23 protein-coding genes are annotated in these 23,348 nt (G+C 68.1%); 12 read left to right on the top strand and 11 right to left on the bottom strand.

The genetic code is table 11. The annotated features are described in order from the left end of the window. Positions 1 to 31: 31 nt before the first annotated feature. Positions 32 to 781 (bottom strand): Bax inhibitor-1/YccA family protein, encoded by a 750-nt coding sequence (locus AAC067_RS14835; RefSeq protein WP_339933628.1) that lies wholly within the window; start codon positions 779 to 781, stop codon positions 32 to 34. A 126-nt stretch (positions 782 to 907) separates the two neighbouring features. Here AAC067_RS14835 and thpR point away from each other — a divergent pair, with 126 nt between their 5' ends. Genes thpR through mmcB form a run of 4 tightly spaced genes read left to right on the top strand, consistent with a single transcriptional unit; the run spans position 908 to position 3,135 of the window. Next, entirely contained in the window at positions 908 to 1,447 is a 540-nt protein-coding gene (gene thpR / locus AAC067_RS14830; RefSeq protein WP_339933627.1) for an RNA 2',3'-cyclic phosphodiesterase, read from the top strand. After that, positions 1,444 to 2,010, top strand: a complete 567-nt coding sequence (locus AAC067_RS14825; RefSeq protein WP_339933626.1) for a GNAT family N-acetyltransferase — start codon at positions 1,444 to 1,446, stop codon at positions 2,008 to 2,010. Before thpR ends, AAC067_RS14825 begins: the two co-directional genes overlap by 4 nt. 58 nt (positions 2,011 to 2,068) lie before the next feature. Next, positions 2,069 to 2,614: a lipocalin family protein gene (locus tag AAC067_RS14820; RefSeq protein WP_339933625.1), complete on the top strand. Its 546-nt coding sequence runs from the start codon at positions 2,069 to 2,071 to the stop codon at positions 2,612 to 2,614. A gap of 44 nt (positions 2,615 to 2,658) precedes the next feature. Continuing rightward, complete coding sequence (gene mmcB / locus AAC067_RS14815; protein ID WP_339933624.1) at positions 2,659 to 3,135, top strand: DNA repair putative endonuclease MmcB; 477 nt, start codon at positions 2,659 to 2,661, stop codon at positions 3,133 to 3,135. 48 nt (positions 3,136 to 3,183) lie between these two features. Here mmcB and AAC067_RS14810 read toward each other — a convergent pair whose 3' ends face one another. Next, the gene (locus AAC067_RS14810) at positions 3,184 to 3,738 is read right to left on the bottom strand and encodes an ActR/PrrA/RegA family redox response regulator transcription factor (RefSeq protein WP_339933623.1); all 555 of its coding nucleotides are present in this window, start codon (positions 3,736 to 3,738) and stop codon (positions 3,184 to 3,186) included. Between the two features lie 16 nt (positions 3,739 to 3,754). Then, positions 3,755 to 5,257: an ActS/PrrB/RegB family redox-sensitive histidine kinase gene (locus AAC067_RS14805; protein ID WP_339933622.1), complete on the bottom strand. Its 1,503-nt coding sequence runs from the start codon at positions 5,255 to 5,257 to the stop codon at positions 3,755 to 3,757. 54 nt (positions 5,258 to 5,311) lie between these two features. Here AAC067_RS14805 and AAC067_RS14800 point away from each other — a divergent pair, with 54 nt between their 5' ends. After that, on the top strand, positions 5,312 to 5,938 hold the full coding sequence (locus tag AAC067_RS14800; protein ID WP_339933621.1) for an SCO family protein: 627 nt from the start codon (positions 5,312 to 5,314) through the stop codon (positions 5,936 to 5,938). A gap of 10 nt (positions 5,939 to 5,948) precedes the next feature. Here AAC067_RS14800 and AAC067_RS14795 read toward each other — a convergent pair whose 3' ends face one another. Together AAC067_RS14795 and AAC067_RS14790 are read right to left on the bottom strand one after the other, a co-directional pair. Next, positions 5,949 to 6,317 (bottom strand): DUF6768 family protein, encoded by a 369-nt coding sequence (locus tag AAC067_RS14795; protein WP_339933620.1) that lies wholly within the window; start codon positions 6,315 to 6,317, stop codon positions 5,949 to 5,951. Further along, positions 6,317 to 6,868 carry an RNA polymerase sigma factor gene (locus AAC067_RS14790; protein WP_339933619.1) on the bottom strand — a complete coding sequence of 184 codons (552 nt, stop codon included), beginning with the start codon at positions 6,866 to 6,868 and terminating at the stop codon, positions 6,317 to 6,319. Before AAC067_RS14790 ends, AAC067_RS14795 begins: the two co-directional genes overlap by 1 nt. A 176-nt stretch (positions 6,869 to 7,044) precedes the next feature. Between AAC067_RS14790 and phaZ the strand changes: the two genes are divergently transcribed. Both phaZ and AAC067_RS14780 read left to right on the top strand, forming a co-directional pair. Further along, complete coding sequence (gene phaZ / locus AAC067_RS14785) at positions 7,045 to 8,325, top strand: polyhydroxyalkanoate depolymerase (protein ID WP_339933618.1); 1,281 nt, start codon at positions 7,045 to 7,047, stop codon at positions 8,323 to 8,325. Continuing rightward, positions 8,291 to 9,007 carry a SprT family zinc-dependent metalloprotease gene (locus tag AAC067_RS14780; RefSeq protein WP_339933617.1) on the top strand — a complete coding sequence of 239 codons (717 nt, stop codon included), beginning with the start codon at positions 8,291 to 8,293 and terminating at the stop codon, positions 9,005 to 9,007. The genes phaZ and AAC067_RS14780 overlap by 35 nt, the downstream gene beginning before the upstream one ends. Here AAC067_RS14780 and AAC067_RS14775 read toward each other — a convergent pair. Then, the gene (locus AAC067_RS14775; protein WP_339933616.1) at positions 9,004 to 9,375 is read right to left on the bottom strand and encodes a helix-turn-helix domain-containing protein; all 372 of its coding nucleotides are present in this window, start codon (positions 9,373 to 9,375) and stop codon (positions 9,004 to 9,006) included. The two genes, AAC067_RS14780 and AAC067_RS14775, sit on opposite strands and share 4 nt — an antisense overlap. Positions 9,376 to 9,491: 116 nt before the next feature. Between AAC067_RS14775 and AAC067_RS14770 the strand changes: the two genes are divergently transcribed. Both AAC067_RS14770 and AAC067_RS14765 read left to right on the top strand, forming a co-directional pair. Next, positions 9,492 to 10,307 (top strand): SDR family NAD(P)-dependent oxidoreductase, encoded by an 816-nt coding sequence (locus AAC067_RS14770; protein ID WP_339933615.1) that lies wholly within the window; start codon positions 9,492 to 9,494, stop codon positions 10,305 to 10,307. Positions 10,308 to 10,353: 46 nt separating this feature from the next. Beyond that, positions 10,354 to 11,367, top strand: coding sequence for a zinc-binding alcohol dehydrogenase family protein (locus AAC067_RS14765; RefSeq protein WP_339933614.1), 1,014 nt, complete (start codon positions 10,354 to 10,356; stop codon positions 11,365 to 11,367). Positions 11,368 to 11,389: 22 nt separating this feature from the next. Here the strand turns inward: AAC067_RS14765 and AAC067_RS14760 are convergent, their stop codons facing one another. Further along, positions 11,390 to 13,495 carry a PBP1A family penicillin-binding protein gene (locus tag AAC067_RS14760; RefSeq protein WP_339933613.1) on the bottom strand — a complete coding sequence of 702 codons (2,106 nt, stop codon included), beginning with the start codon at positions 13,493 to 13,495 and terminating at the stop codon, positions 11,390 to 11,392. Between the two features lie 248 nt (positions 13,496 to 13,743). After that, complete coding sequence (locus AAC067_RS14755) at positions 13,744 to 14,676, bottom strand: alpha/beta hydrolase (RefSeq protein ID WP_339933612.1); 933 nt, start codon at positions 14,674 to 14,676, stop codon at positions 13,744 to 13,746. A gap of 118 nt (positions 14,677 to 14,794) precedes the next feature. Here AAC067_RS14755 and AAC067_RS14750 point away from each other — a divergent pair, with 118 nt between their 5' ends. Then, positions 14,795 to 15,913 carry an aromatic ring-hydroxylating dioxygenase subunit alpha gene (locus AAC067_RS14750; RefSeq protein ID WP_339933611.1) on the top strand — a complete coding sequence of 373 codons (1,119 nt, stop codon included), beginning with the start codon at positions 14,795 to 14,797 and terminating at the stop codon, positions 15,911 to 15,913. A 15-nt stretch (positions 15,914 to 15,928) separates the two neighbouring features. On the opposite strand, the gene AAC067_RS14745 is transcribed toward AAC067_RS14750, so the two are convergent. Next, positions 15,929 to 16,585 (bottom strand): TetR/AcrR family transcriptional regulator, encoded by a 657-nt coding sequence (locus AAC067_RS14745; RefSeq protein WP_339933610.1) that lies wholly within the window; start codon positions 16,583 to 16,585, stop codon positions 15,929 to 15,931. A gap of 248 nt (positions 16,586 to 16,833) precedes the next feature. Here AAC067_RS14745 and AAC067_RS14740 point away from each other — a divergent pair, with 248 nt between their 5' ends. Beyond that, positions 16,834 to 17,370: a PH domain-containing protein gene (locus AAC067_RS14740; RefSeq protein ID WP_339933609.1), complete on the top strand. Its 537-nt coding sequence runs from the start codon at positions 16,834 to 16,836 to the stop codon at positions 17,368 to 17,370. A 4-nt stretch (positions 17,371 to 17,374) separates the two neighbouring features. Here AAC067_RS14740 and AAC067_RS14735 read toward each other — a convergent pair whose 3' ends face one another. Further along, positions 17,375 to 19,222, bottom strand: a complete 1,848-nt coding sequence (locus tag AAC067_RS14735; RefSeq protein ID WP_339933608.1) for a cation:proton antiporter — start codon at positions 19,220 to 19,222, stop codon at positions 17,375 to 17,377. 173 nt (positions 19,223 to 19,395) lie between these two features. Here AAC067_RS14735 and AAC067_RS14730 point away from each other — a divergent pair, with 173 nt between their 5' ends. Continuing rightward, on the top strand, positions 19,396 to 21,516 hold the full coding sequence (locus AAC067_RS14730; RefSeq protein WP_339933607.1) for a M13-type metalloendopeptidase: 2,121 nt from the start codon (positions 19,396 to 19,398) through the stop codon (positions 21,514 to 21,516). A gap of 321 nt (positions 21,517 to 21,837) precedes the next feature. Here AAC067_RS14730 and hisS read toward each other — a convergent pair whose 3' ends face one another. Beyond that, on the bottom strand, positions 21,838 to 23,325 hold the full coding sequence (gene hisS, locus AAC067_RS14725; protein WP_339933606.1) for a histidine--tRNA ligase: 1,488 nt from the start codon (positions 23,323 to 23,325) through the stop codon (positions 21,838 to 21,840). Positions 23,326 to 23,348 lie beyond the last annotated feature (23 nt).

Here is a 23,348-nt window from a genome sequence, read left to right as displayed (position 1 = left end):
GACCTCGTTTCATCTGTCGCTCTGCATCGAGCTAGTTGCGGCTGCCGCCCATGAACATCAGCAGGAACTGGAACAGGTTGACGAAATTGATGAACAGGCTGAGGGCCCCGTAGCCGGTGGCCACACCCATCGCCGCTTCGTTCCCGCCCAGCTGGTAGTAGGTCATCTTCAGGCGCTGGGTGTCATAGGCGATCAGGCCCGAGAAGATCAGCACGCCCAGCCCGGAGATGACCAGGGCCATCACGCCGGACTGCAGGAACATGTTGACCACCATGGCGATGACCAGACCGATCACGCCCATGATCAGGAAGGTGCCCATGCCGGACATGTCCTTCTTGGTCGTGTAGCCGAACAGGCTGAGCCCGCCAAAGGCCGCCGCGGTGACGAAGAAGGTCGTGGCGATCGAGGTGCCCGTATAGATCAGGAACAGCACACCCATGCCCGCGCCGATGGTGGAGACCACGGCCCAGTACAGCAGGTTCACCCCGCCGGCGGTCGGGTTCTTCATGAAGAACATCGACCCGAACAGCATCACCAGCGGCGAGAACTGCACGATCATGCCCAGCATGGTCAGGCCGATGCGGCCGTCAGCGGCCCGCTGGAACAGGAGGGCCTGCACCTCGGGCACATTACCGGTGATGTAGGCCAGCACCCCGGCCACCACGAGGCCGAGCGCCAGCTTGTTGTAGACGCCCAGCATGAAGCTGCGCAGGCCGGTGTCGATGGCCATGTCGGCCGTTGCGGGTGCGGCTCTCGAAAAACCGCCTCTGAAATCGCTCATCGCGAACCGTCTCCAAATCGGGGCCGGGTCAAACCTCCGGCGTTGGCAGGAATATCGGCATCGTGACCCTCAGATGCAAGAGATTCCGGGCTTCCGACCGCGACGGATGATCGCTACCAAAGGCGAATGATCCGTCTGTTCGCCGCCCTGCCGATCCCGTTCGATGTCGCCGAGACCCTGGCGCGGCGACAGGCCGGCCTGCCCGGCGCGCGCTGGCGGCCGGTCGAGGCCCTGCATGTGACCCTGGCCTTCTATGGTGACATCGATGAACGGCGGGCTGACGATCTGGTCGCCGAACTGGGCCGGGCGGCCAGCGGCGGGCCGTTCGAGATCACCCTGAAGGGGGTCGGGGCCTTCGGCGAGGTGCATCGTCGCCAGACCCTGTGGGCCGGGGTCGAACCGAGCGAACGGCTGACCGCACTGGCCGGTCGCTGCCGCGCGGCGGCCCAGCGCGCCGGTATCACGATGGAGCACCGCGCCTACCGGCCGCACGTCACCCTGGCCTATCTGAAGCCGCACGCCGACCCGGCGCGGATCGCGGCCTGGATGGCGGATCATAATCTGCTGCATTCGCCGCCGATCCGCATCGACCGCTTTGGCCTGTGGTCCAGCGTCCTGTCGGACAGCGGCAGCCACTACACCCTCGAACAGGAGTTTCCGCTGTGACCAGCTCTGCCCCCGGCCCGACCCTCGAAACCACCCGGCTGATCCTGCGCCCGACGGCCGAGGCCGACTTCGAGCGCTGGTGCGACTTCATGGCCGACGAGGACACGGCGCGCTTCATCGGCGGCGTCCAGGCCCCGTCCCAGGTGTGGCGGTCGATGATGGCCATGGCCGGGGCCTGGACCCTGACCGGCGTGGCGATGTTCTCGGTGATCGAGAAGTCCAGCGGTCGCTGGATCGGCCGCATCGGTCCGTGGCAGCCGCACGGCTGGCCCGGCACCGAGGTCGGCTGGAGCCTGCACCGCGATGCCGCTGGTCACGGTTATGCGCTGGAGGCCGCCGCCGCGGCCGTGGACTATGCCTTCGACCATCTGGGCTGGAGCGATGTGATCCACTGTATCGCCCCGGACAACGGGCCCTCGATCCGTCTGGCCGAGCGGTTGGGATCGCGCAATCGCGGGCCGGGCCAGCTGCCGGCCCCGTTCGAGGAGGCCGCGATCGACCTGTGGGGCCAGACCCGCGACGAATGGCGCGACAACCGTCGGCGCATCCTCGCTAAGGGCTGAGGCAACCGAAAGCCGGTCCCGGCCGTATCTGTCGGGACCCAAGCCCCAGGAGCCCCGCATGTCCTCAACCCGTGCCACGACCTTCGCCCTTGTGATGCCCGCCGTGGCGGCCGCGCTGGCCCTGACCGCCGGCCCGGCCGCGGCCCAGTCGCGCGACGTCGATCTGGACCGGTTCGACGGCCGCTGGTTCGAGATCGCCCGCAATCCCAACGACGTGCAGAAGGACTGCCGCCGGGCCCAGATCGATTTTACGGCCCAGTCGCGCGCCGATCGCTATGGTCTGCTGGTCACCTGCACCCGCCGCGCCGACGGCGGGGTCGAGACCCTGCGCGCCAATGCCCGGGTGACCGACACGGCCACCAATGCCAAATTCCGTTTCACCCTGACCGGCCTGCTCAGCTTCGGCGGCCTGGCGGGACAGAACTACTGGGTCTGGGACCATGCGCCCGACTACAGCTGGGTGATCATGGGCCTGCCCGACAAGTCGGGCTGGTGGATCTGGAACCGCAGTCAGTCCCCCTCCGAGGCGAGCCGCAACCGGATCGTGGCGCGCGCCGCGGCCCTCGGCTTCAACACGGCCAATGCGGTGCATACCGGTCGCTGAGGCGCACCCTTGCCCCGTGAACGCAAGGCGAACATAGTGGGTTGATGGCCGCCGCCCTGCTTGAAATCGACCTCGTCTTCAGCCGCCCCGAGACCACCCTGGCGGTGACGCGCGGGGCGGCGCGGCTGTTGCGCCACATGGGCTATGCGCCGCTGCTGGAGGTCGGCCTGCCCAATGGGCGGCGTGCTGACGTCATGGCCCTGGGCCGGCGCGGCGACATCATCATCTGTGAGGTCAAGTCGGGGCTGGACGACTATCGCGTTGACCGTAAATGGGGCGAATACGGCCCGTTCTGCGACGCCTTCTTCTTCGCCGTGACGCCTGAGTTTCCCGAGGGCGTCCTGCCGGATGAACCCGGCCTGATCGTTGCCGACGGCTTCGGCGGGGCGGTGGTACGTGAGGCCCCGTCGAGTCCCCTGGCCCCGGCCCGCCGCAAGGCCCTGACCATCGCTTTCGCCCGGCTGGGGGCGCTGCGGACGTTGCGGGAAGAGGCTGCCCTCCAGTCAGCGGGCCTCAAGTAGCGCGAAGCGCGATAGGCCTCATGAAGAGCAAGCTGAACGCGTCAGCGTTCAGCGCGGTGCCCGCTTCGCCAAAATCCGCTGCAGGGTCCGGCGGTGCATGCCGAGGCGGCGGGCGGTCTCCGAGACATTGTGTTCGCACAGTTCATAAACGCGCTGGATATGCTCCCAGCGCACCCGGTCGGCGCTCATCGGATTGTCCGGCGGTTCGGCCGTCTCGCCGGCGGCCATCAGGGCCTTGACCACATCGTCGGCGTCGGCGGGCTTCTGCAGATAGTCGACGGCCCCGGCCTTGACCGCGGCCACGGCCGTGGCGATGGCCCCGTAGCCGGTCAGCATGACGATGCGGGCGTCCTCGCGCTGTTCGCGGATGGCCTCGACGATCTTCAATCCGTTGCCGTCGTCCAGCCGCATGTCCAGCACCGCGAAGGCCGGGACCGAGCTTCGCAGCGCCTCGCGAGCCTCGGCCACCGAGGCGGCGGTGGTGACGATGAAGCCGCGGCTCTCCAGCGCCCGGCCCATCCGGGTCCGCAGGGCCTGGTCGTCATCCAGCAACAACAACGTCTTGTCGGGGGCGGCGGCGATCCGGGCTTCGAGGTTGGGCATCAGTGTTCTCCTAGGATCAACTTGGGCGTGGCGCGCCTGTGGTCAAGGTGTCGCGTGAACCGGCCGGCATTTCCAGCGCCGGGCGCGGCCAGCGAATGGTGACCCTGGCCCCCTTGGGCTGACCCTTTTCGCCGTCACCGGTGCCGACGGTGACCGTGCCGCCCGTCCGCTCCAGCAGAGTCCGGGCGATGAAAAAGCCCAGGCCCATGCCGCCCTGGCTGGGTGAGATTTCGGGGGCCGGCACGACCTTCTTGCCCTTGCGGCCCTTGCGACCCGGCAGGGCCGGGCGGGCGGCGGCGGCGATCTGGGCGGCCAGGGCCTGGCGCGCCTTGCCCTGGGGGCGGCTGGTCACATAGGGCTCGCCCAGACGTGGCAGGATCTCGCCGGCAAAGCCAGGGCCGTCGTCGACCACCTCGATGGTGATCGTGTCCACCTCGACCCGGGCCTGGACCCGTACCCGGTGGTTGGCGAAATCGGCGGCGTTCTCGACCAGGGCCGACAGGCCGTGAATGACCTCGGGCATGCGCTGGACCTGGGGCGCGGGTTCGCCCGGCAGGGTTTGCACCGCGACGGTGAAGGCCAGATCAAAGCCGCGGTGGGGCTCGACCACCTCTTCCAGCAGGGCGTCCAGCCCGACGTCGGCATACAGGGCATCGCCCGCCTCGGGCTGTTGCGACAACTTCGTCAGAATGCCGCGGCAGCGCTCGGCCTGTTGCACGATCAGGGCCGCATCCTCGGCCGCGTCCCCGTCGGGGGGCGAGGCCCGCAGCAGTTCACGCGCCACCACCTGGATGGTGGCCAGCGGCGTACCCAGTTCATGCGCCGCCGCCGCCGCCAGCCCGCCGAGCGCGGCCAGTCGCTGTTCGCGCTGCAGCACATCCTGGGTCGTGGCCAGGGCCAGTTCCAGCTTCTCGGCCTCGGTGGCGACCCGCCAGGCATAGGTGGCGGTGAAGACCACGCCGGTGATCAGGGCCAGGGCGGTGCCGAGACGATAGAGGGGCGGCAGGCTCAGCTCGGTCCCGGCCTCCCACGGCAGGGGCAGGGCCCAGAAGAACAGGCCGATCGTCGCCAGCAGCACCAGCAGGCCCAGCAAAATGGCCTGGCGCGCCGGCAGGGAGGCGGCTGAGACCGTCACCGGGGCCACCAGCAGCAGGCAGAACGGGTTCTCCAGCCCGCCGGTCAGGGCCAGCAGGGCGGTCAGCTGCAGAATGTCGAAGCCCAGATGGGCGGCGGTGGCGCTGCCGTCGCTGAAGCGGCCGTCGGTCGGCTTCAGCCGGGACGTGGCCCACAGGTTCATGGCCACGCTGGCCCCGATCACCGCCAGGCACGGCCACAGGGGCAGGTCGAAATGCAGGAAGGCGGTGGCCACCAGAATGGTGGCGCTCTGGCCCGCGATGGCCAGCCAGCGCAGGATGACCAGGGTCCGCAGCGACAGGCCACGGCTGCGCCGCGACAGGTTGCGCCAGCCGGCGAAACGGCTGGTCGCGTGCGACGATGCAGGGTCTTGGGTCGAGCTCACCCCTCTTCTATAGACGGACCGAACCCGAAGTGGGTGAATTCCCTAGGAGTCCGGATGCCCCGTCGTTCTGTCCTGCTGTTCGGTGGCCTCGTCCTCGTCGCCGCCGTCGTGCTGGCTATCACCACCATGGTCGTGGTCAGTGGCCGCGACAGCGCCGCCTCGGGCAGCCAGCCCGTGACCTCGACCGGTCAGCCCAGCGTCGGCGGCCCGTTCACCCTGGTCGACCAGAACGGCCGTTCTGTCGACCAGACGATGCTGGACGGCAAATGGACCCTGGTCTTTTTCGGCTTCACCTGGTGCCCGGACTACTGCCCCACCACCCTGGCGGCGCTGAACGCGACCAAGGCACAACTGGGCGACCGGGCCGACAATCTGCAGATCGTCTTCATCAGCGTCGATCCGGCGCGCGATACCCCGGCGGTGCTGAAGGACTATCTGTCCAGCGACGGCTTTCCCGAGGGCGTTATCGGCCTGACCGGCAGCCCAGCCCAGATCCGGGCGGCGGCCGACGCCTACCGCGCCTATTACCAGAAGGCCGGTGAGGGTGAGGGCTATACGATGGACCACTCCCTGACCGTCTATCTGATGGGCCCCGACGGCAAATTCCGCAGTGCCCTGGCCGGCGACCTCAGCCCCGAGCGATCGGCCGAGGTCATCCGGCGGGCGATGGACCGGGGCTAGCCCTGGTCGCTCAGCTGCCGCGGGTCAGGGCGATCTGAAGCTCGAGCCGCTTCAGCTCGCGCATCACCCGGTTGGCCTGGATGGCGGGCAGCAGCGCGGTCTTCAGCACGGTGGCCACCAGCACCAGCACGGCGGCGGGCAGGCCCCAGTGCAGGGCCGACAGGGTGTCGTCGGCCTGGAAAAAGCGCCAGCCGGCCCACGCTCCCGCCACGAACATCACGGTCTGGGTCACCATCAGCACGGCATTGACCCAGCCCATGCTGCCGCCGAAGATGCCGAGCGCCTGGTTGAAATAGCCGGGCTCGCGCGCGGTCTCGCGGAACAGGGTCTGATTCTCGCCCTCGAGGGCCTCGTCGATCATCCGGTCGATATCCTGCATCACAGGTCTCCTTCCAGTGCCGCGCGCAGTTTGCGTCGGGCATGCATGAGGCGGGTCTTTACCGTGCCCGCCGGCACGTTCAGGGCGATCGCCGTCTCGGCGATGCTCAGATCCTCAAGGTGGAACAGGGCGACAGCGGCGCGCTGTTCCGGGGGCAGGGCCGCCAGGGCCCGGGACAGGGCCGGGGTGGCGACGGTGTCGCTGCCGTCGCCCGCCCCGGTGTCCGGAACGGTCTCGACGGTCACGGCCGCGACCAGGGCCCGCCCGCGCTGTCGCTGGCCGATCCGTCGGGCACAGCGGCGTGACACGATCTGATAGGCCCAGGCGGCGAAGGCCTGCTCGTCGCGCAACCGGCCCAGACTGCGCACGATCTCGATCCAGCCGTCCTGGGCCGCCTCGCGGGCCAGTTCGACGTCGCCGGTCAGTCGCCAGGCATGGGCCAGCAACTGCCCCTGCCAGCGCCGGGCCAGCAGGCCGAAGGCCTTGCGGTCGCCGGTGCGTGCGGCCGCCACCAGATAGTCGTCAAACAGCTGTGCCCTGGTCCGGATCATCGTCCCGGTGTCCCTCCGTTGCCATAGAGGTGCCCTCATCCCGCCGGCCGGTTCAATGGGATCCGCTCCTTCGTGCCGGGGCTCCGGGGATCACGCGAAATTTGATAACCCTTTTGCAGCGCCATGCGTTGTATGGTGCAGTGCCGCATGCGTCGCGGAGTCGACCCCAGGATTTCATGCTCTATTCCCTCCACGAGCTCGCCTATCACTCGGCCTCACCGTTCCGGATCGGGGCCCAGATGGCCCGGCAGTTCTGGAATTCGCCGCTCAACCCGGCTTCGGACACAGCTGTCGGCCGTACCGCCTTCGCTTCGGCCGAGCTGTTCGAGGGCCTGACGCGCCGCTACGGCAAGCCGGCCTGGGGGCTGGAGACCATCACGATCGACGACCACAAGGTCCGCACCACCGAACAGGTGGTCTGGTCGTCGCCCTGGTGCCGGCTGGTTCGGTTCGCCCGCCACATCGGTGACGTCAAACGGGCCGGCAAGCCCGCCGCCGCCCCGGCGGTGCTGATTGTCGCCCCGCTGTCCGGCCACTATGCCACCCTGTTGCGCGGCACGGTCGAGGGCTTCCTGCAGGACCACGACGTCTATGTGACCGACTGGGTGAATGCGCGGCAGGTGCCGATGCTGGAAGGCCGGTTCGACTTCTTCGACTACATCGACCACGTCCGCGAGATGCTGGCTGTGATCGGCCCGCGTGCCCACGTCGTTGGCGTCTGCCAGCCCGGACCGCCGGTGCTGGCCGCCTGCGCCATGATGGCCGAGGACAATGACCCCAACCGGCCCGCCTCAATGACCTTCATGGGCTCGCCGATCGACGCCCGCCTGTCGCCGACGGTGACCAACCAACTGGCCGAGGCCAAGCCCTTCGCCTGGTTCAAGTCGAACATGGTCCACACCGTGCCCTGGCCCTATCCGGGCTTTGGCCGGCGCGTCTATCCGGGCTTCGTCCAGCTGTTCAGCTTCATGTCGATGAACGAGGACAAGCACGTCGACGCCCACCGCCAGTATTTCTCACATCTGGTCAACGGCGACGGCGACGAGACCACCCGGCACGAGGAATTCTACGACGAATACCTGTCGGTGCTGGACCTGACCGAGGAATTCTATCTCCAGACCATCGACATCGTCTTCCAGCAGCATCTGCTGCCGCGTGGCCTGCTGGAGCATCGCGGCCGCAAGGTCGACCTGACCAAGATCACCGATATCGGCCTGATGACGGTCGAGGGCGAGAAGGACGACATCTCCGGCGTCGGCCAGACGCAGGCGGCGCATGGCCTGACCCCGAATATCGCCGACGATCGCCGTGTCCTCTATGTTCAACCGGACGTCGGCCACTATGGTGTGTTCAACGGTCGCCGCTTCCGGGACGAGATCTATCCCCGGGTGCGCGACTTCATCAGCGCCAACGAGACCCTCTGTGCAGTACCGGAACGGGCAAAGACTGCCGCTTGACGGCGAGGGCCTGGCGCTGCGCCTGTCGGTCAATTCCCGTGCCCGGCGCATCTCGATCCGCATCGACGCGCGGGCCGGGGAAGCCGTGGCCGTGGCTCCCAGCGAGCGTCGTCTGGCCGATGCCGTGGCCTTTGCCCGCACCCGCAACGACTGGATCCTCGAACGGCTGACCGCCCGTCCCGCCGGCCTGCCGCTGCAGCCGGGCGGCACGGTGTCCCTGTCGGGGAATCAGATGCGGCTGGTGGCCGGGGGCGGGGCCGGGGCGGCCCGCCTGTCGACCGACGCGACCGGCCCGATCATCATCTCCGGCGGTGAGGGCGAGGCCTTTTCCCGCCGCGTCCAGAACCTGCTGAAGCGTGAGGCCCGCAAGGCCCTGATCGCCCGCACTGACATCCATCTGCGCGCCCTGGGTCAGAAGCCGGTCCAGGTCTCGATCGCGGACGGCCGCTCGCGCTGGGGCTCATGCAGCCCGCACAACCGCACCATCCGCTATTCCTGGCGCGTGGTGATGGCCCCGCCGGCGGTGCTCGACTATCTGGCGGCCCATGAGGTGGCCCATCTGGTCCACGCCAACCACAGCCCGGCCTATTGGGCGGTGGTGCATGACCTGATCGGCGACCCGTCACCGCACCGGCGCTGGCTGCGCGACCATGGCGCGACCCTGCACGCGGTCGGCCGTTAAGGCTGGGCCTCGGCCTGTTTCGGATACTGAGTGCCCCAGTCGCGCAGAGCTTCCATCACCGTGCGTAGACGCCGGCCCTTGTCGGTCAGGCTGTATTCGACCCGCGGCGGCACCACGGCGAAGACCTCGCGATGCACGATGCCGTCGGTTTCCAGTTCACGCAGCTGTTTGGTCAGGCTGCGCTGGGTCACGCCGCCCAGCCGCCGCGCCAGTTCGTTGAAGCGCAGGGTCCCGTCCAGCAGGTGATACAGGATCAGCCCCTTCCACTTGCCGGAGATCTGCTCCAGTGCCGCCTCGACCGGGCAGCCGTCGCTGCAGTCATAGCGTTCGAAGCGCGTGCCGGTCGTATCCAGGTTAGTGGTATCCATTGCGTACCTATAGGCAGGAATGGTGCGTACTTGCGCCAATCACCCTGTCCGGACATATGCCTGTGCTGACACGGGCTGTCAAAGGTGTGGCAGCCCCTGAACCGAGGAGTCCTTCAATGGCCAAGACGATCCTGATCACCGGCGCGACCGACGGCATCGGCCTGGAGACGGCCCGGCTGCTGGCGGCGGCCGGTCACACCGTCCTGCTGCACGGCCGCAGCGCGACCAAGCTGGCCACCGTTGAGGCGACCCTCGCCGCCCTGCCGGGTGCCGGACGGGTCGAGAGCTTTCTCGCCGACCTGGCGCGTCTCGACGAGGTTGACGCCCTGGCCGACGCCGTGACCGCACGGCACCCGCGACTGGATGTGCTGATCAACAATGCCGGTGTGTTCAGGACGCCGGACCCGCTGACGGCGGACGGGATGGACGTGCGCTTCGTGGTCAACACCCTGGCCCCGTACCGACTGACGCAACGGCTGCTGCGGTTGCTGGGTCCCGACGGACGGATCGTCAACCTGTCGTCGGCGGCCCAGGCCCCCGTCGATATCGCGGCCCTGACCGGCGGGGCGACGCTGGATCCCGGGGCTGCCTATGCCCAGAGCAAGCTGGCCCTGACCATGTGGACGCAGCATCTGGCCCAGTCCCTCGGAGCGGATGGTCCGGTCGTCGTCGCCGTCAATCCTGGCTCGCTGCTGGCCAGCAAGATGGTGCGCGAGGGCTATGGCATCCCCGGCAAGGATATCGGCATCGGTGCCGACATTCTGGTGAGGGCGGCTCTGAGCGACGAATTCGCCACCGCCTCCGGCCAGTATTTCGACAATGACTCCGGTCGCTTCGCCGACCCCCATCGTGACGCGCTGGACCCGCTCAAGGTCGCGGCCGTCGTCGGCGCGATCGAGACCTGTCTCACCGCCGCCCGCTCCAATTCCTGATCTCCTGGCGACAGCGCCGACCCAAACTTCAGACAAGGACACCACCATGAAAGCCGTCGGCTACAGAAGCCCCGGTCCGCTCGACCGCGATGACGCCCTGATCGATTTCGAGATGGAGACCCCGGTCCCGACCGGTCACGATCTTCTGGTCCGCATCCAGGCCGTCTCGGTCAATCCGGTCGACTACAAAGTCCGCATCGGCCGCCCGGCCGAGGGCGACACCCCGGCGGTGCTGGGCTGGGACGCGGTCGGCGAGGTCGTCGCGGTGGGTGACCAGGCCACCACCTTCAAGCCGGGCGACGTGGTCTGGTACGCCGGCGCCATCAACCGCCCCGGCACCAATGCCGAATTCCATCTGGTCGACGAGCGTATCGTCGGGCGCAAACCGGCCTCTGTGTCGGCCGCCGCGGCCGCCGCCCTGCCGCTGACCAGCCTGACCGCCCACGAGATGCTGTTCGACCGCCTGCGCGTGACCGAGCCGGTTCCCGGCGCGACCCCGGCCATCCTGATCATCGGCGGCTCCGGCGGCGTCGGTTCGATCGCCATCCAGCTGCTGCGGGCCCTGACCGACCTGACCGTGATCGCCACCGCCTCGCGACCCGAGACCCAGGCCTGGGTGCGCGAGCTGGGGGCCCATCATGTGATCGACCACAGCCAGCCCCTGCCGCCGCAGATCGAGACCCTGGGCATCGGTCAGCCGGGCTTCGTCTTCTCGACCAATCGCACCGACTTTTACGTCGGCCAGATTACGGAGCTAATTGCGCCGCAGGGCCGGTTCGGCCTGATCGACGATCCCGAGAGCTTCGACATCATGCCGTTCAAGGCCAAGTCGCTGTCGGTGCACTGGGAGCTGATGTTCACCCGCTCGCTGTTCAACACGGTGGATATCGGCCGTCAGGGCGAGATTCTGAATGCGGTCGCCGACCTGGTCGACGCCGGCGAGATCCGCTCGACCGCGACCGAGACCCTGGGGACGATCAACGCCGCCAATCTGAAACGGGCTCATGCCGCACTCGAAACCGGCAAGGCGCGCGGCAAGCTGGTGCTGGAAGGCTTCTGATCCGACCGGGGCCGGTCGACCCCTAGAAGAACAGCGGCTCGGCCTTGCGTTCCGGTGGCGGGGTCGGTTCGGGGCGTTGGGCCGGGGGCTCGTCGCGACGCTGGGCCGGCTGGGGCGCGGTCGGGCGCACCACCGGCTGGGTCGGGGCCGGACGCGCCGGGGCCTCGATCGGTGCCGGTGTTTCGGCGGTCATCGGCAGGTCGTCGCCGAACAGGTCACCGACCGAACTGATCAGGTCCTGCACCGGATTGGTCGCCTGCCAGCCTTCAGGCATCGGCGGACCGTTGGGGATGGGCATCACGTTCAGGCGCGGCAGGGCCGCCTCCATAAAGCCTTTCCAGATGGCAGCCGGAGCCGCGCCGCCGGTGACGCCGCGCATCGGGGTGGCGTCGTCCTTGCCGACCCAGACGGCGGTGACGAAGCCGCCGGTGTAGCCGACGAACCACGCGTCCTTGTAGTCCGAGGTGGTGCCGGTCTTGCCGGCGATGTCCTGTCCGGCGATGGCGGCCGAGCGACCGGTGCCGCCGGTGACCACGCCGCGCAGCATCTGGTTCATATAGTAGAGCGGCGGATTGTTGATCACCTGCAGGGCCCGACCCTCGCGGGCCGCGCGCTGATAGATGACCCGACCCTGGGGGGTGCGAATGCGGCTGATGCCATAGGCGGTGGCGCGCTGGCCGCCGTTGGCGAAGGCGTCGAACGCCTGGGCCATTTCGATCGGCGAGACCTCGACCGCGCCCAGCGCCATGGCCGGTTCCAGGCCGATCCGGGTGGTGATGCCCAGCCGGTGGGCGACCCGGGCCACATTGTCCCGGCCGATCTGGTCGGCGATGCCCGCAGCGATCGTATTGGTCGACTGGGCCACGGCGTTGGCCACCGTCGTCTCGCCGATGAATCGGCCGGAATAGTTGCGAGGCGACCAATTGCCGATGCGCACGGCTTCGTCGACGACGCGGGACTCGGGCGTGTAGCCGGCCTCCATCGCCGCCAGATAGACAAACGGCTTCCATGCCGAACCGGCCTGACGACGGGCGTCGACGGCCCGGTTAAACTGGCTGTCGGCATAGGAGGCCCCGCCGATCATGGCCCGAACCCGGCCGTCACCGTCGAGGGCGACGAGCGCGGCCTGCTCGACTCCGCGCGAGGCGTCGCGGTTGAGGATGCGTCGCACATTGCGTTCGGCCGCGGTCTGCAGCGTCAGGTCCAGCGTGGTTTCGACGATCATGTCCTCGGTCGGTTCACCGACCAGGCCGCGGATTTGTTTGTCGAGCCAGTCGATGAAATACTGGGCATGCTGGGTCGCCAGGGTACGCGACACGCGGACAGGCTCCAGCACCGCGGCGGCGCGTTGTTCGGGGGTGATGACCCCGGTGCTCTCCATCTCGTTGAGCACCACAGTGGCGCGGGCGGCGGCGCGTTCGCCTTCGGACACCGGCGAATACCGCGACGGGGCCTTCAGCAGACCCGCCAGAAGGGCGGCCTCGCCGACCGTCAGCTTCGTTGCGCTCTTGTCGAAATAGCGTTGGGAGGCGGCTTCGATGCCATAGGCCCCGGCACCGAAATAGACGCGGTTCAGATAGAGGGCGAGAATCTCTTTCTTGCTGAATTTCAGCTCCAGCCAGACGGCCAGCATCAGTTCCTGGACCTTGCGCTTCAGGTTCTGGTCCGGCGTCAGGAACAGGTTCTTGGCCAGCTGCTGGGTCAGGGTCGAGCCGCCCTGGACCACGCGCCCGGCGCGCATGTTGGCGGCCATGGCCCGCGACATGCCGATCGGATCGAAACCCGGGTGCATGTAGAAGCGGCGGTCCTCAATGGCGACGAAGGCAGCCGGAACATAGTCAGGCAGGGCCTCGAGATCGGCCGGCGGGGCCTGCTGGGTGCCGCGCACCGCGATCAGGGCCCCGTTGCGATCCAGATAGGTGATCGAGGGCTGGCGGTCGATGTCGTACAGGGTCGAGGTGTCGGGCAGATCGCGCGCGAACACGGCGAAGAAGACCAGCAGGAAGATGGCTCCCCAGATGGCCAGCACCATACCCCAGTACAACAGGCGTTGCAGCGGCGTGCGCCCCGCGCCACCACCCTTGCCGGGACCGAACCCGAACCGACGCCCAGATCCTGGACCCGCCATGAACACCCTCTCGCCAGCCGCCGTTCGGTCCTAGACCATTCGACGCAACACGCAAACGCCCCCGCGTCCGTCAGCTGACGGTGACGGGGCAATCCGCCGAAACCATGACCTTGGCGGCGATCATTCTAAAATTGCGTTCACTTGTGGGGCGAACCGGGCGAGCGGGTTCAGCGGGGTGACCGCGTCGCCCGGGGGTGATGCAGATCAGCCGGACCCCGAAGGTTCGGAGCCCGGCTATCCGCGGCGGCCTATTGCAGGAAGGCTTCAACCGCGGCGGCGAAGCGTTCGGGCTGGTCCAGCATGATGAAATGGCCGCTGTCGTCGATCCGCTTCAGCGTGGCCCCCGGCAGACCGGTGAAGGCGACGGCATAGATGCCGTCGACGATCTCGGGCGTCATCCGGGGATCGTTGAACTTGACGTACAACACCTCGGTCGGGGCGGTGATCCGGCCCAGTTCCGGGCCCAGGTCGGTGACGATCAGCTCGCGGAAGGCGGCGGCCGAGACCTTGCGGTCGGAGGCGTTGCTGTCCGCCAGTGGGCCGGCACGCTGGCTCTCGGTCATGATCATGCCGTTGACCGTCGATTCCAGCTGCGCCCGGTAGGCGTCTTCAGGACCATTGGCCATGCTGGCATAGATCTGGTCGGCAACCGGGGTCACGGACTCCGGGGTGGCCCCGGGTGCGCCGAACATCGCCCCCATGAAGGGGACCATGTCCACGACCATCAGCTTGCCGACCAGCTCCGGATGGCGCGCGGCCAGCATCATGGCGATGGTTCCGCCCATCGAATGGCCGATCACAGCGGGCCGCTCCAGTCCCTGTTCGCGAATGTAGCGGGCCAGCTCCTCGGCGACCGGGGCCGAGACCGGCCCCTCGGCATTGTCCTCTGCCGCAGCCCCGGCGAAGCCCTGGATATGCAGGCGGTGGACCCGGTAGTGGCCGCCGAGGGCATCGACCGTGCCCTGCCAGACCTCCGGCGAGGAGCTCAGGCCCGGGATCAGGATCACGTCCGGTCCAGCGCCATCGACGCGCACATGGAACCGTCCGGACTCGAAATCAGCGTGGTGGTGGCCGTGTTCGGCCGGAACCGCCGCAGAGTGGCCGGCCCCATGGGTTTGGGCCAGCGCATCGGGGGCTGACAGGACGAGGCAGGCGGAGGCGAGAAGGACGGTGCGGATCATGATGGTTTCCCTGACTGAGACAGGATGGTGCCCTATATGCTTTGACATGTAAAGTGCTTTGTTGAAATCTGGCCCGTCCCCCTCTCGGCGGCGGCGGTGCAGCTTGATACACAGGGGTATGAAGACATCAGCCGCCGACCCGGTCCAGCCCCGCGACACCGCCAAGGTCCCGCCGTCGGCTTTCGGCACCGGCTTTGTCCGCGACGCCTGGTATTTCGTCGCCCTGTCCCGCGACGTGGCCCCCGCCGACCTGGCGCGCCACATGTTGATGGGCGAGCCGGTGCTGGTCGGCCGCACCCGCGCCGGTCAGGTCTATGCGCTGCGCGACATCTGCCCGCACCGCGCCGCGCCGCTGTCGGCGGGGAAGCTGGTCGAGCATCCGGGCGAGGGCGAGACGATTCAGTGCTGCTACCATGGCTGGCGCTTCCGCCCGGACGGGGTCTGCGCCGCCATCCCCTCGCTGGTCGAGGACCAGCCCTATGAGGCCGACCGTATCCGCGTGCGGTCCTATCCGGTGCGTGAGAGCCAGGGGATGGTGTTCGTGTGGATGGCGGCCGACCCGCGCGCCGCGGCCGAGCCGGACCACGAACCGCCGCTCTTTCCCGGTGTCGTCGGTGGCGGGGCGAAACTGGTCGAGTGGATGGATTTTGAGGCCCATATCGACCACGCGGTGGTCGGGTTGATGGATCCGGCGCACGGCCCCTATGTGCATCAGCAATGGTGGTGGCGCTCGACGCATTCGATGCATGAGAAGGCCAAGGCCTTCGAGCCGCGCGACCAGGGATTTGCCATGGTACGGCACGCCCCGTCCTCGAACAGTCGCGCCTATCGCATCCTCGGCGGGGCTCCGGCGACCGAGATCACCTTCCGCCTGCCCGGCTATCGTTGGGAACATATCCAGGTGGGCACCCGACAGGTGCTGGCCCTGACCTGTCTGACGCCGCTCGACGACAGCCGCACCCGCATCACCCAGATCTTCTGGTCCGACCACTGGGTCTTCGCCCTGGCCCGGCCGTTCCTGCGTCTGGGCGTGCGCGCCTTCCTGCAGCAGGACGGCGGCATGGTGAACCTGCAGAACGAGGGCCTGCGCTACGACCCGGCCCTGCTCTGGATCGACGATGCCGACAAACAGGCTAAATGGTACCAGCAGCTGAAACGCGAATGGACCAAGAGCCGGGCCGAGGGCCGCCCCTTCGTCAATCCGGTCAAACCGGCCGTCCTGCGCTGGAAGAGCTGACCGGCCCCGGTCGGCCTACTGCTTGATCAGCACACCGGCGAGGATCAGGTCCAGCTGCTTGCCCGCGTGGGTCGTCAGCTGTTCCAGGGTCCAGCCGTCATAGGCGGCGCGGCGGAAATTCGACAGGAAGGCGTCCCACACCAGCTCGCTGACGAGGCGGACGTCGGTGTCCTGCTTCAGCTCGCCGCCACCGATGCCCGACTGCAGCACGTCGCTGATGACCATCACCAGACCCTTGACGGCGACGCGGGTGCGCAGCTCGGCGGCCTGGGGCTGGAACCACGACCGGGCCACGACGGCCTGCACCAGCGGCAGCTGGTCCAGCGACGCATGATAGCCGGCGCTGAGCGCACCCAGCAGGCGTCCGCGCAGCGGGGCGTCGGCGACGACGCCACCCTTCAGGATGTCGGTCATCCGGGCCATGTCCTGACCCAGCACCGCCTCGAACAGTTCGGCCTTGTCCTGGAAATTGGCGAAGACGGCCCCGGTCGACATGCCGGCACCCTTGGCGATGTCGCGGATCGTGGCCGCGTCATAGCCGCGCTCGGCAAACAGGGTCCGGGCGGCGTCGAGGACCTTCTGCCTCGTGCGCACCTTGGCCGCCTGGCGCCGGTTCAGGCGCGGCTGGGTCATGTCGGCTTCAGCGGCGGGGGAATGATCGGGGTTACTCATGGACTTGAAAACTCGACTGGGAAGGGGGCGCGGTCCGGGGAGAGGCGCGGGTCGGCAACGGAAACGGACGCTCGGGCGCAGATGAGGGAAGCCTCGGCCCTGCGACGAGCGGAGCCGGGGCTTTCATCACGGAACGATGACCAAATTGGGGTAGCTTGGCTACGATCAAGGGGTTAGCGGCTGCGACATCTTGGCGTTCGTCGACGGTCGGCCCATAGTCGCCCCGAATTCACAGGGTGGGGATCGGTGTGGCCAAAGTGATCAGGGCGACTGGATATCTGAAGAAGCTGCTGACGGGGGACGAGCGGGTGCTGTTTGTGGCCCGTCGACACTGGCTGGTGCGGATCTTCAAGACCTTCTGGTGGGCGCTGACCTTCGTGCTGATGGTCGCCGGGGCGGCGTATGTGTATACCCGGTCGCCTGCGGACGATCTGCGCTGGGCGTGGATTGCGGGCGCCGCCCTGGTCCCGCTCGGCGGCTGGATCTGGGAACATCTGGTCTGGAGAAACCAGATGTATGTCATGACCGACTGGCGCGTCCTGCAGATGGACGGCGTGCTGGCCAAGACGGTGGCCGATACCATGCTGGAAAAGCTCAACGACGTTAAGACCGAGCAGTCCCTGCTCGGCCGCATCTTCAACTATGGCGACATCCTTATCCTGACCGCCAGCGAGCAGGGCGCGAACACGTTCAAGACCATCGCCGGGCCGCTGCGCTTCAAGCGGACCATGCTGGAGGCCAAGGAGGCGTTGGAGGAGCAGAGGGACGCCGGCCACGGTGGCTGACCGATCAGCCGTCGGGACGCAGTGAGCCGGTGCGCGTCGCCGTCCGCAGGGCCCGGGCCGGTCGCCGCGCGACGCCCTCGGGCATGGCCTCCTGGAATACGGCCCGGAATTTGGCCCGCCGCTCGTGGATCGAGGCCAGCACCAGCCCCATCGGCACGCCCAGATCGACCAGGGTGTTCTCGGCCAGTTGCAGACTGGCCTCGGTCGTCTCGGGCACCGCGTCGGTGACCCCCAGCCGGTACAGCCGCACCGCGTGGCGGTCGTCGCGGGCCCGGGCGACCAGCACCAGATCCTTGCGCAGGGCCCGGGCCGCGATCACCACCTCGTCGACCTTGCCGGGCGCGTCCATGGTCACCACCAGCGCTCGCATCTCGTCGATGCCGCAGCGGGCCAGCAGGTCCTGACGACCGGCGTCGCCGTAATAGACATCGAAACCGTCGCGCCGGCCGGTGGCCACCGTGGCCGGATCGGCGTCCACCGCGACGAAGGCCTGACCGTGCTCGGTCAGCATCTCGCCGACCAGCCGTCCGACCCGGCCGAATCCGACGATCAGCACCTGCCCCTGGGCCTGCGGAGCTTCCAGCGCCTCCGGCGGCAGCATGGCCGGGGCCATCCGGATCGCCTCCCTGAGGAATTTCTGACCCAGCATGGCCATCAGCGGCACGGTGAAGATACTGATCGTCGCCGCCAGCATCAGGGTGCGGGCAAAGGCCGGATCGACCACGCCCTCGGCCATGCCGGTGCCCAGGATAACGAAGGCGAACTCGCCCGCCGGCCCCAGCACCAGCGCGGTCTCGATCGCCGTGCGCGCGCCCAGCCCCCATTTCCGCGCCAGGCCGAAGATGATGCCCGCCTTCAGGGCGATCAGACCGGCGGCCAGGGCGAACACCCCGATCGGGTTGGCGGCGATCGCGTCCAGGTCCAGCGAAATGCCGACCCCGACGAAGAACACCCCGAGCAACAGCCCCTTGAACGGTTCGATCGAGACCTCGATCTCGCGCCGGAATTCGGTCTCGGCCAGCAGCAGGCCGGCGATCAGCGCGCCCAGGCTCATCGACAGTCCCGCGGCCTGGGCCGCGACCCCGGCCCCGACCACGACCAGCAGACAGGTGGCGATGAACATCTCCTGGCCCTGGCCGCGGCCGCGGGCCCGCGCCACTGACCGGAACATCGGCCGCAGCACCAGCCGCCCCAGCAACACCAGCATGGCCAGGCCGACGGCGGCCGGGATCAAGGTGAACAGGGCCGAACCCAGCAGGGCCGGGCTCAGGTCGCCGCCGCTCTGGCCCAGGGCGGCCAGGACGGTGATGGTGATCAGGATCGGGGCCACAGACAGGTCCTGGGCCAGCAACACCGAGAAGGTGGCGCGGCCCGCCAGGGCCTTGAGCCGTCCGCGTTCGGCCATCACCGGCATGACCACGGCGGTCGAGGATAGGGCCAGGCCCATACCCAGCACCGCCGCCGACACCAGGGTCTGACCCATGACCATGAACACGGCCGACAGGGCCACGGTGCAGACCACGACCTGTGACAGGCCGAAGCCGAACACCAGCCGCCGCATCGCCTTGAGCCGCTCCCACGACAGCTCCAGACCGATCATGAACAGCAGGAAGGAGACGCCCAGCTCGGCCAGTTGCCGGATCTGGGTCGGGTCGCTGATGGTCAGCCAGGTCAGCCAGCGCGCGTCGACGGCCAGACGTCCCAGCCCGTCGGGCCCCAGCAGCACCCCGGCCGCCAGAAAGCCCAGCACCGGGCTGATCTTGAATCGATTGAACAGGGGCACGACCACACCGGCCGCAGCCAGGAAGACCACCAGATCCTTGTATTCGCCGCCACCGTGGCCTGGCGTCATGGGTTCGTTCCGTCGTGCGTGTTTCGGGCTATTGCGCCATTGTCGCGCGGAACGCAGGCCCATGGCGAGCCGAACCGGCGTCTTCATGACAAAATTTTTAGACTGCGCTGGCCGTGCGCAGCGTAGAGTCGCCGACGACCTGTTCCATTGCGACCTGAAGACAAGGACGTCTCATGAAAAAATTGCTGATCGGTGCCGCTGTCGGTGCCCTGCTTCTGCCCGCCTCCGCGGCCCTGGCCTCCGACGATCACGGCCATGCCTGCGTCGATGAGGCCTGCACGGTCCTCGCCCTGTTCGGCGACGCCGAAGGGGCCACGGGCTACCAGGGTACCGAAGCCCCCAGCTACGGCACCTGGGGTTTCGGCCTCGACGGACGTGACACTTCGGTCGCCCCGGGTGAGAGCTTCTTCCGCTACGCCAACGGCACGGCCCTCGAAGGACTCGAGATTCCGTCCGACCGCACCCGCTACGGCTCGTTCGACCTGCTGCGTGAACTGTCGGACAACCGGATGAAGGCGATGATCGCCGGCCTGGTGTCCCGCACCGACCTGGCCCCCGGCTCGGACGAGCTGAAGATCGCCGACCTGTACCGCAGCTATATGGACGAGACCCGGATCGAGGCGCTGGACGATCAGCCGCTGCAGCCCTACCTCGCCGCCATTCGCGCCGCCGACACCCACGACAAGATCGCCGCCTACATGGGCGCGACCCAGGGCCTGCCGGGCGGGTCCATGTTCGGGACCGGCATCTCCATCGACCAGAAACACCCCGACCGTTACGTCACCTCGGTCGGCCAGTCGGGCTTGGGCCTGCCCAACCGAGACTACTATCTGGACGCCCGCTACGCCGACAAACTGGTCCTGTACCGGGCCTATGTCGAACGCATGCTGACCATGATCGGCTGGGACGATCCGGCCGCCAGTGCCGATGCGATCGTCGCCATGGAAACGCAGATCGCCGAGGCGCACTGGACCCCGATCGAGAACCGCAACCGCGACAAGACCTACAACGAATACACCCCGGCCGCGCTGATCGCCGACGCGCCCGGCTTCGACTGGACCGGCTATTTCAGTGCCGCCGGACTGGGCAGTATCGATCGCATGATCGTGCGTCAGAACACGGCCGTGCCGAAGATCGCCGCCATCTTCGCGGCGGCACCGGTCGAGACCCTGCAGGCCTGGCAGGCCTTCCACACGACCGATGATTCCGCCGCGCGCCTGTCGCGCCGGTTCGCGGATGCCGAATGGGAGTTCAACTCGCGCGACCTGTCGGGTCAGCCCGAGCAGCGCAGCCGTGACAAGCGTGGCATCAGCTTCGCTGAACGCACCCTGGGCGAGGCCGTCGGCCGCCAGTATGTGGCCGACTATTTCCCGGCCGCGTCCAAGGCCCAGATGGAAGAACTGGTCGCCAACCTGCGCATCGCCCTCAGCCATCGCATCGACCACCTGAGCTGGATGGGTCCGGAAACCCGGGCCGCGGCCCAGGAGAAGCTGGCCAAATTCACGGTCAAGATCGGCTATCCGAACAAATGGCGTGACTATTCGGCGCTTGAGGTTCGCGCCGACGACCTGTTCGGCAACACCGAGCGCGCCGGCACCTTCAACTGGCAGTACCAGCTGAACCGGATGAACGGCCCGGTCGACAAGGACGAGTGGGGCATGACCCCGCAGACCGTGAACGCCTATTACAACTCGGCCAACAACGAGATCGTCTTCCCGGCCGCCATCCTGCAGCCGCCCTTCTTCGATCCGACTGCCGATCCGGCCGTCAACTACGGCGGCATCGGCGGCGTCATCGGCCACGAGATCGGCCACGGCTTCGACGACCAGGGCTCCAAGTCCGATGGCGACGGCGTGCTGCGCAACTGGTGGACCGACGCGGACAAGACCAATTTTGAGGCCCTGACCACCCGTCTCGGTGCCCAATACGACACCTATGAGCCGCTGCCCGGCTATCATGTGCAGGGCGGCCTCACGATGGGCGAAAACATCGGCGACGCTGCCGGCGTGGCGGTCGGTCTCGAGGCCTATCACCTGTCGCTGAACGGCCAGCCGGCCCCGGTGCTGGACGGCACCACCGGCGATCAACGCTTCTTCTACGGCTGGGCCCAGGTCTGGCAGCAGAAGATCCGTGACGAAGCCCTCAAGCAGCAGGTCGCCACCGATCCGCACAGCCCGGCCGAGTTCCGGGTCATCGGCCCGCTGCGTAACCTCGACGCCTGGTACGACGCCTTCGACGTCGGTCCGGACTCGAAATACTATCTGGCCCCCGAAGACCGGGTCCGCATCTGGTAGGTCTGTTCAGGATCGAAACCAAAGGGGCCGCAGCATTTGCTGCGGCCCCTTTTTTTTGTTCGGTGACGGCCGCGGCGGCGACAGCACGCCGCGCATGAAAAAGCCCGCTGCGGGGGATACATCGCAACGGGCTCTTTCTCGCTCTTTGACGAGCGGACGTTTCCTCCCCGAAACGCCTCCAAGTGGCTGCTGCGTCGAAACGCTGCGCCTCTCGAGTACGTCAGAATGACGGCAGCGGCGGCCCAAAGTCAATCAGCCACACGTTACAGGGGTGGAAAACCCTGACTTATCAATGATAAGTCACGGTCTTGTGCACGGGTCTCAGGTCGCGGCAGCCAGGATGCCGCGGACCGTCGCCACCAGGTCAGCGCGCGCCACCACCGACTGGCCGGGGCGCGCGGCCTTCCACGCCTCGTTGTCGGCCACACCGGCGGCCAGGGCCCGTCCGGCGTCGAGGTCCTTGATCGTCACCTGCCCCGCCGCGATCTCGTCGCCGCCCAGCATGATGGCGGCGGGCGACCCGCGCCGGTCGGCGTACTTCATCTGCGCCTTCATACCGGCCCGGCCGAGATAGAGTTCGGCGGCGATGCCGGCGTTGCGCAACTCGGCCACCGCCTCGAGATAATGACCCATGTCGGCCTCTGAGAAGACGATGACCACGACCGGACCACGCACGGCCTCGCCGGTCGAGTGTCCGGCGGCGCGCAGGGCCGAGGCCAGACGCGACACCCCGAACGAGAAGCCGGTGGCCGGCAGGGACTGGCCGGTGAAGCGGGCGACCAAATCGTCGTAGCGACCGCCGCCGCCGATCGAGCCGTAGCGAACGGCCCGGCCCTTGTCGTCGGTGGTCTCCAGCAGCAGCTCGGCCTCGAACACGGCCCCGGTATAGTATTCCAGCCCGCGCACGATGGTCGGGTCGAACCGCACCGCCGCCTCGCCGACCTTCATCGCCCCCAGGGCCCGGTCGATGGCCGCCAGCTCAGCCAGGGCGGCCTCGCCGATCTCGCCCAGACCGTCCAGACGCGACACGGCGTCCAGGGTGGCGGCCCGGCCCAGACTGTCGTCCGCGACCGCGCCGAGGAAGCCCTCGAGGGTGGTGATGACCGACGTCGGCAGCTGCGCGCCCTTGGTATAGTCGCCGGACTCGTCGAGCCGGCCCTCGCCCAGCAGGGCGGCCACGCCCTCCCAGCCCAGCCGGTCGAATTTGTCGATGGCGCGCAGGGCCGTCAGCTTCTGTCCGGCGTCGGTGATGCCGCCGGCGGCGAACAGGCCATCGAACAGCTTGCGGTTGGAGACGCGGATCACCGCCTGCTCCGGCTTCAGTCCGGCCGCCTGCAGGCCTTCGACGGCCATGGCGATGATCTCGGCGTCGGCCTCGGGCCGGTCCGAGCCCACAGTATCGGCGTCGCACTGGACGAATTCGCGGAACCGGCCCGGACCCGGCTTCTCGTTGCGCCACACCGGCCCGAAGGCATAGCGGCGGAACGGCTTGGGCAGGGTCTCCCAGCCCTGGGCCGCGAACCGGGCCAGCGGTGCCGTTAGATCATAGCGCAGCGCCATCCACTGTTCGTCGTCGTCCTGCAGGGCAAAGACGCCTTCGTTCGGACGGTCGGCGTCGGGCAGGAATTTGCCTAAGGCGTCAGCGTATTCGAACGCCCCGGTTTCCAGCGGCTCGAAGCCCCAGCGCTCATAGACCTCGGACACCCGGGCCACGAGGCGGCGCTCGGCCACCAGGTCGGGGCCGCGACGGTCGGCGAATCCGCGCGGGTTGCGGGCTTCGGGGCGGGGGGGCGTGGTGGCGTCAGTCATGGCGCGCGCTTACGCCATCGGCC

This window comes from uncultured Brevundimonas sp., assembly GCF_963977465.1.
Taxonomy (GTDB): Bacteria; Pseudomonadota; Alphaproteobacteria; order Caulobacterales; family Caulobacteraceae; genus Brevundimonas.
Note: the sequence above shows the minus strand (reverse complement) of the source record. Positions and strands in the feature narration are given on the sequence as shown.